The 6,683-nt window shown below is 60.2% G+C and carries 8 protein-coding genes; 3 read left to right on the top strand and 5 right to left on the bottom strand.

Translation table 11 applies throughout. The features are described from left to right. The coding region (locus tag PLL20_11930; GenBank protein ID HPD30698.1) for an inositol monophosphatase family protein at positions 1-472 on the top strand (472 nt) is incomplete at its 5' end. 218 nt (positions 473-690) lie between these two features. On the opposite strand, the gene dnaK is transcribed toward PLL20_11930, so the two are convergent. Continuing rightward, positions 691-2,604 (bottom strand): molecular chaperone DnaK, encoded by a 1,914-nt coding sequence (gene dnaK / locus PLL20_11925; protein ID HPD30697.1) that lies wholly within the window; start codon positions 2,602-2,604, stop codon positions 691-693. A 319-nt stretch (positions 2,605-2,923) separates the two neighbouring features. Between dnaK and PLL20_11920 the strand changes: the two genes are divergently transcribed. Further along, positions 2,924-3,403: an acetolactate synthase gene (locus PLL20_11920; protein ID HPD30696.1), complete on the top strand. Its 480-nt coding sequence runs from the start codon at positions 2,924-2,926 to the stop codon at positions 3,401-3,403. 179 nt (positions 3,404-3,582) lie between these two features. Further along, a complete protein-coding gene (locus tag PLL20_11915) occupies positions 3,583-4,284 on the top strand; it encodes a zinc metallopeptidase (protein ID HPD30695.1) in 702 nt (233 codons plus the stop codon). 25 nt (positions 4,285-4,309) lie between these two features. On the opposite strand, the gene PLL20_11910 is transcribed toward PLL20_11915, so the two are convergent. From PLL20_11910 to PLL20_11895, 4 genes are all read right to left on the bottom strand, one after another. Then, entirely contained in the window at positions 4,310-4,696 is a 387-nt protein-coding gene (locus PLL20_11910; GenBank protein HPD30694.1) for a PilZ domain-containing protein, read from the bottom strand. A 72-nt stretch (positions 4,697-4,768) separates the two neighbouring features. Continuing rightward, complete coding sequence (locus tag PLL20_11905; protein HPD30693.1) at positions 4,769-5,143, bottom strand: PilZ domain-containing protein; 375 nt, start codon at positions 5,141-5,143, stop codon at positions 4,769-4,771. A gap of 65 nt (positions 5,144-5,208) precedes the next feature. After that, entirely contained in the window at positions 5,209-5,949 is a 741-nt protein-coding gene (locus PLL20_11900) for a hypothetical protein (protein HPD30692.1), read from the bottom strand. 117 nt (positions 5,950-6,066) lie between these two features. After that, the coding region (locus tag PLL20_11895) for an Ig-like domain-containing protein (protein HPD30691.1) at positions 6,067-6,683 on the bottom strand (617 nt) is incomplete at its 5' end.

The following is a 6,683-nucleotide window of genomic DNA, read 5'->3' as shown; positions in this document are numbered from 1 at the left end:
ACAGCCGGTCGTGGGCATGGTCTACGATCCGGTCGCCGATCGGATGTATTCGGCCTCGATCGGGGCCGGTGCCTGGGTCAACGCCGACCGAATCGAACGGCGCGAAGTGCCGACCTGGAACGAGGTCTACATGGGTATCCCCACGAGCAAGCACGAGCAGTTGCCCCCGGTGGTGCACCGCTGGATCGACACCATGGTGGTCCGCAACTTTGGCTCGACGGCCATGCATCTATCGCTTCTGGCGACCGGTTCGCTCGATGCCGTTTACTGCAAGAAGTCAAAGCTGTGGGATATCGCGGCGGGAGCCGTAATTGCCTGTGAGACGGGCGCTGAAGTTTTGTCTCTGGACGGTCGTGAGCACTTTCCGATGGATCTCAGTCACTACGCCAACGAGCCGCTTCCCATGATCGCCGCCAGGCCGGACCTGGTCGAGAGACTCCTCGCTGAGTATCGCACCGCCCAGATGAGCTGAACCTCTTTTGTGCCGGGACAACAGCGGCAAGCCGCCGGGGCGTAACAGACTCAAATGATGTGCACAACCGTCAAGCCGCCGCCTGACCGTGCGGCAGGTCTCGGTCGCCGCAGCAACCTCGACGTTGCCCCACCGCGCTCGCGGCGTCCCGCATGTATGTTCCCACAGGGGTGCAGAAGAAAGGGCTGCGGAAGGCTGCACCCCCGGTCTTGGGCCGCTTACTTCTTTTCCTCGAACTCCGCGTCGATCACGTCATCCGCCTTGGCCTGCGATGCCCCACCCGCAGTTGCACCGGCAGTCGCTGCCTGGCCTGCCGTTCCGCCTGCCTTGCGAGCAACTTCCTCGTATATGATCTTGCCAATGGTCTGCGAGGATGTGGCCACTTGCTCCATGGCCCGCTGAATGGCGGCCTTGTCGTCGCCCTTCATGGCCTCTTTGAGCTGGTTGATCGCCGCCTCGACGTTTCCCCGCTCGTTCGCAGGTACCTTGTCGCCATGTTCCTTCAGTGTCCGCTCGGTCTGGTAAATCATGTTGTCGGCCTGGTTGCGGACCTCGACCAGCTCGCGGCGGCTCTGGTCTTCAGCCGCATGTTCCTCGGCCTCCCGCCGCATCCGTTCAATCTCCGCCTTGCTCAGACCACTTGACCCCTCGATCCGGATCGACTGGGCCTTGCCGGTGCCAAGATCCTTGGCCGACACGTTCAGAATTCCATTCGCGTCGATGTCGAACGTGACCTCAATTTGCGGGATCCCCCGCGGTGCCGGGGGGATGCCGGTGAGATTGAAGCGTCCGAGCGACCGGTTATCGGCGGCCATTTGCCGCTCACCTTGCAGGACGTGAATGGTGACCTCCGTCTGGCCGTCCGCGGCGGTGCTGAAGATCTCCTTCTTGCTCGTCGGGATGGTCGTGTTCTTCTCGATCAGTTTGGTCATCACGCCGCCCAGAGTCTCCACTCCCAGTGACAACGGGGTCACGTCCAGCAGCACGATATCATCCTTCTCGCCGGCCAGAACCGCCCCCTGGATCGCGGCACCCACGGCAACCACCTCGTCGGGGTTGATGCTTTTGTTGGGCTCTTTTCCGAAGAGTTCCTTCACCAACCGCTGAACCGCCGGCATCCGGGTCGACCCGCCGACGAGGACCACTTCGTCGATATCCTTCGGTGTGAGTTTCGCGTCGGACAGCGCGGTCATCACCGGCTGACGGCAGCGATCCGTCAGGTGCTGGGTCAACTGCTCAAACTTCGCCCGCGTCAGCTTCTCCTGGAGGTGCTTCGGGCCGGCCTGGTCGGCGGTGATGAACGGCAGGTTGATCGTCGTCTCCTGCACCGTGGACAACTCGCACTTGGCCTTCTCGCAGGCTTCTTTTAGTCGCTGCAGGGCCATCGGATCCTTGCGCAAGTCAATGCCTTCCTTCCGCCGGAATTCCTCGGCAACGTAATCGATCAGCACCTTGTCGTAGTCGTCACCGCCCAGGTGCGTATCGCCGTTGGTGCTGAGCACCTCGAACACGCTGTCCCCGATATCGAGGATCGAAATGTCGAACGTGCCGCCGCCGAGGTCGAATACGGCGATCTTCTCGTTCTTCTTTTTCTCGAGTCCGTACGCCAAGGCCGCCGCGGTGGGCTCGTTGATGATCCTCTCGACCTTGAGGCCGGCGATCTCCCCGGCATCCTTGGTGGCTTGTCGCTGCGCGTCATTGAAGTAAGCCGGAACGGTGATAACCGCGCGCGTGACGGTCTCGCCCAGATAGTCCTCGGCCGTCTTCTTGAGATCACGCAGAATAATTGCGGAGATCTCCGGCGGAGTGTACTGCTTGCCCCGTACCTCCACCTTGACCAGATCCTGCGGCCCGCCGACGATCTTGTAAGGCACCGTCTTTTCCTCGGATTGGACTTCGTAATGACGACGCCCCATGAACCGCTTGATCGAGAAAATGGTATTCTCCGGATTGGTCACCTGCTGATGTTTGGCGATCTGGCCGACAAGCTGCTCGCCCTTGTCCGTGAAGCCCACCACTGACGGAGTCAGCCGGGAGCCTTGGGCGTTGGTCAGCACCTTGGGTTGGTCGCCCTCCATGATCGCTACCACCGAGTTCGTGGTGCCCAAGTCGATTCCGATGATTTTTGACATACGTTCCATCTCCTTCGAACCTGCGCGGAAAGCCTTGTTGCCAGCGTCCCGCGCGACATGTTCTCGGCACTGCGCTGTCGAGAGTCCTTGGCCACGCGCAGTCTCACCGCCGCGACCCGACTTCCGTTCAGCCGATCTCTAGTTACAGCAAGAAAGATGCCAACCCTCCAGCTCTTGCCTTCTATACCGTAAGCTCTGTTTGTGCAAATGCTTACACCATATTCTGCGGCCTTGAGATCTTGGCTTTGGGACTGCCAGAGTGGCAGGCAGATCTGCTCGGGGTTGGCGTCGCCAACGTTTCGGGGGCTAAAATGTAGACATGTCACTGTTGCACAAGCCCTTGGAGACGGTGGGGGGGCACGGAGCGCCTGCGGTTCGGCAGATTTCCGTCTTCGTGGAGAACCGGTTGGGCCAACTCCTGAGCATTACGCAAGTCCTTGAGAAAAAAGATATTAAGATGCTGGCCCTGTCGATTGTTGACTTGGTTGACTGCGCCATCGTGCGGTTGCTTTTTGATGCCGCAGATGAGGCGATTCGCGTTCTCCGCGAGGCGGGTTTCACTGTGACGGTCGCAGAGGTGGTTGTCGTTCGCCTGCCGAAAGGCAAACGAGGCCTTTTGACCGTCTGGTCGGCCTTGCTTGGAGCTGAGATCAACATTGCGTATGCCTACCCCTTGCTGGCCTCCCAAAAAGGATCCGCGATCGCCATCTACGTGGACAATGTGGACTTGGCCATCGATACCCTCCGTACCCACAACTTTGAGGTGCTCGATGAATCGGATTTGCAGGAAGAGACGTAGACTGCCAAATTGACCGGCACCCCTGCCATCGGCCATGATCTAAGTGCCTGTCAAGCGGTCTGTTACGTACAATCGGCGCGGTGGCACTCCGATTGCAGCGACCTCAGAGCCGCGCGCGGTCGTACAATTTTTCGACGACCTGCTGCAAGGACGTTCGGGGGCAACGAAAGGAGGTTGACATGCTTGGTTGGTGGGATCACCAGTACTTCTTGCTCGTTGGCCCAGGCATTCTGCTGGCCCTCTACGCGAGCCTCAAGGTGAAGTCAACCTTTGCGAGAGCCAAGGAAATGACCACTCGCAAGGGCTGGACCGGCCGTGATATAGCCCAAGCCATCCTCGACAGCGAAGGAATCCACGATGTGGCCATCGAGCCGGTGAACAGTTACCTTGGTGACCACTACGACCCGCGAGAACGGGTGCTGCGATTGAGTCCTGATGTCTACCACGGTCGATCCATCGCTGCGGCAGGTGTGGCCGCGCACGAGGCCGGGCATGCGATTCAGCACGCCCACGGCTACGCGGCGTTGTCCCTGCGGAACAGCATCATTCCCCTGGCCAGCATTGGCTCAAACTTCAGTTTCATACTCATCATGATTGGCTTGGCCATGGCCCTCAAGTCGCTGGCGGTCATCGGTTGCGCCCTGTTCACGATGGTCGTGCTATTCCAGTTGATCAACCTTCCCGTCGAATTCAATGCCAGCACGCGTGCGCGTCAGGCTCTTCTGGCCAATGGTCTGGTCACTCAAGTAGAGGACGAGGAAGTAGGCCGGGTCCTTCGGGCCGCCGCCATGACCTATGTCGCCGCCACGCTGACGGCTATCCTGACGCTGTTGTACTACCTGATGCGGGCCGGCCTGCTGGGTGGTCACCGCGATGATTAATCGCGGACGCTGACCGAGAGAGCCTTCAACTTCCGAAGATGAAAGCCAACCCGGTCATGTACTCGCCCCGGACCTTCTTGCAGTAGCGAACACAGGCCTTGGTTGCGAAGGATGCGTGGGGCAACTGTACGACGATGTCAACCACCGAATCGGGCTCGAAGTAATGTGCGGAGCTCATCCCCAGGCCCCCTTCGGAAATGTTCATTACGTTACCCGTCAGGCTATCGCTTTGCCGGCTGAACACCGGTCGCAATTCAACTGTGCCCCGTGAGCTGTATCGTGGGTGTCGTCTCGGATCGTTACGGTCGTCTTGTTGATGAGGAGCCTCATGGGGCAGTTGCCGCACGATCTCGGCGATAACGTCTCGGGTGAGCTTGGGAACCTCTCCGATGACCATCTCTCTTGCTCGCACTGTGATTCGCCCTGGAGGCCGTCTTTGTCCTGGCACCATTTGAAGGCCTGGAGCACGTTGTTCTTCGGCGCCTTAGTCGTCGAAGACGAACTGAATACCCATCAGATACTCCGCCTCGCCGTCCATCTCCTTGCAGTATCGCACCTTCGCCTGGCCATAGAAGGTCTGCTCGGGCAGATGCACCGAGATATCCAACAGCGCGTCAGGCGGGAAGTACGTATCCGTCTTCACGCCCATACCGCCCTCACTGATGTCTCGACAAACGGCAAACCACTGCTGGTTGTTGTCGCCCGTCGCATACCTCAGTTCGACAGTGCCTGGAAATGGCCAGCGCGGCGCCCGCCGCAGCTCGGCTCCATCGTATCTCTGCCCGGCCGTCTCCATCCGCTTGCGGATGAGGCGGGCGATCTGCTTGCGTGTCAGTTTGACGATCTCTCCCGTCGGCATGACACTTCCCCCTGATCGTAACTCGGGTGCGGACGGCGTCGGAGCTCACCCGCTGTTGCTGTCCCTTATCGGACCGATGGCGAGAGGCTCGGCCTGCTAGTTTGGTCGGCGTTTGAGCGGCGCAGCTTAATGCTTAATCCGCCGTTGTTCTGGAGCGTCAGGCTCCAAACCTGCCCGCGCTCGACCGGCACATAGACGGCCTCCCCTTGAGCGACCGTAATGCCTTTTCGGGCGGCGAGGTCCGGATCGGACGCCAAGTCCCAGAACTGGCGCCACAATTCCTGCTCAAAGGGCGTCGGTGATGGGTTCACACGAAAGATATTGGGCACATCGCCGCTGGGGTCGACGGGAAACCCGTCGATAGGATTCTGGTGTTCTCCGTAGATCCGGCGAAACAGCGCCAGACTCTTGCCGCGAAGGGCGTCTCCGAGAGACACGTACTCAGGGTCGAACTTCAGCACTAGGGCATCGAAGAAAATGACGTCGTCATTGATCATGAATCGCCGCGACGGCAGGGCGTGTCCTTCGCGGTCGATCTCCACGAATTCGATGATGGTGATGTCCGTGTCAGAAGGCCGGCCGTTGAACACCTCGCCTTCTCTGACCTGATCGACCACATAGACTTCGGCCACGCGGTCCTCTCCGGTCAGCCGGCTGACTGCCTGTTCCAGAGCGATGCGCCGTTTCTCCAGTTCCTCGTTTTCGCGGCGAAGGCGCGCGGTTTCACCCGGCGACAGCATCCAGAGTGTCCCTGCGATGGCCGCGCCGAGGACGGCCAACCCGAATGTCCATTGCAGATAGCGCAAAGCAAGCCCCTCGCAAGGACGATCCTTGCAGATAGCCCATTGCCCGAGTGATAGGCCCTTCTGCTCAAAGGCGCCACGCTCTCGCGGCAAGCGATTATTTATACGATATGGATCGGCTCAAGGGTGCGAAAACGGTAACCTGCGCGTCCGAGAAGGCACGAGAAGCAACCCAACAGTCAGGAAAACCACCTCACCCATCCCGAGCGCCCCGCAGCCTGTGCCGGAACCGGACGAACTTCCGCCGTCTGAGCCGCCATCGCTGGGGCCCCCTCCGTCAGGCAAAGGCAGGACTGCAAGAGTGACCGTGCCGGGTATGGAGTCCTCTCGGCCGTCATTCGCGCACCACTGGAATGTCTCGGTTCCGACAGCGCCTGCATCGGGCGTAAAGGAGAAGGTGAAGGGCGGCCCGATGCTGGCAGCCGTATAGGTCGCGGTCAGGCTGGCGGTAACATCATTGATCTTGAGCACGCCGGTCTTGGGCAGGGCCGTCAGACGCAACGTGACCTTGTCACCGTCTTCGTCGCTGGGGCTCAGGACGCCGGTGATGATGGTGCCGCAGAAGCCGGAGACGGCAGAGTCGGGTGATAGAGGCGGAGTGTTCACCGCGACGGCGACGACCGCGCGGTCCGAGCCGGCCACGCCATCACTGACCCGAAAGTGAAAGCTATCTGTTCCTCGATAGCCCGGAGTCACGCTGTATAAGACCTCATTTACGCCTCGGGTAAGCGTCTTGG

The organism is Phycisphaerae bacterium (assembly GCA_035384605.1).
Taxonomy (GTDB): Bacteria; Planctomycetota; Phycisphaerae; order UBA1845; family PWPN01; genus JAUCQB01.
This window is presented reverse-complemented; position numbering and strand designations above follow the sequence as displayed.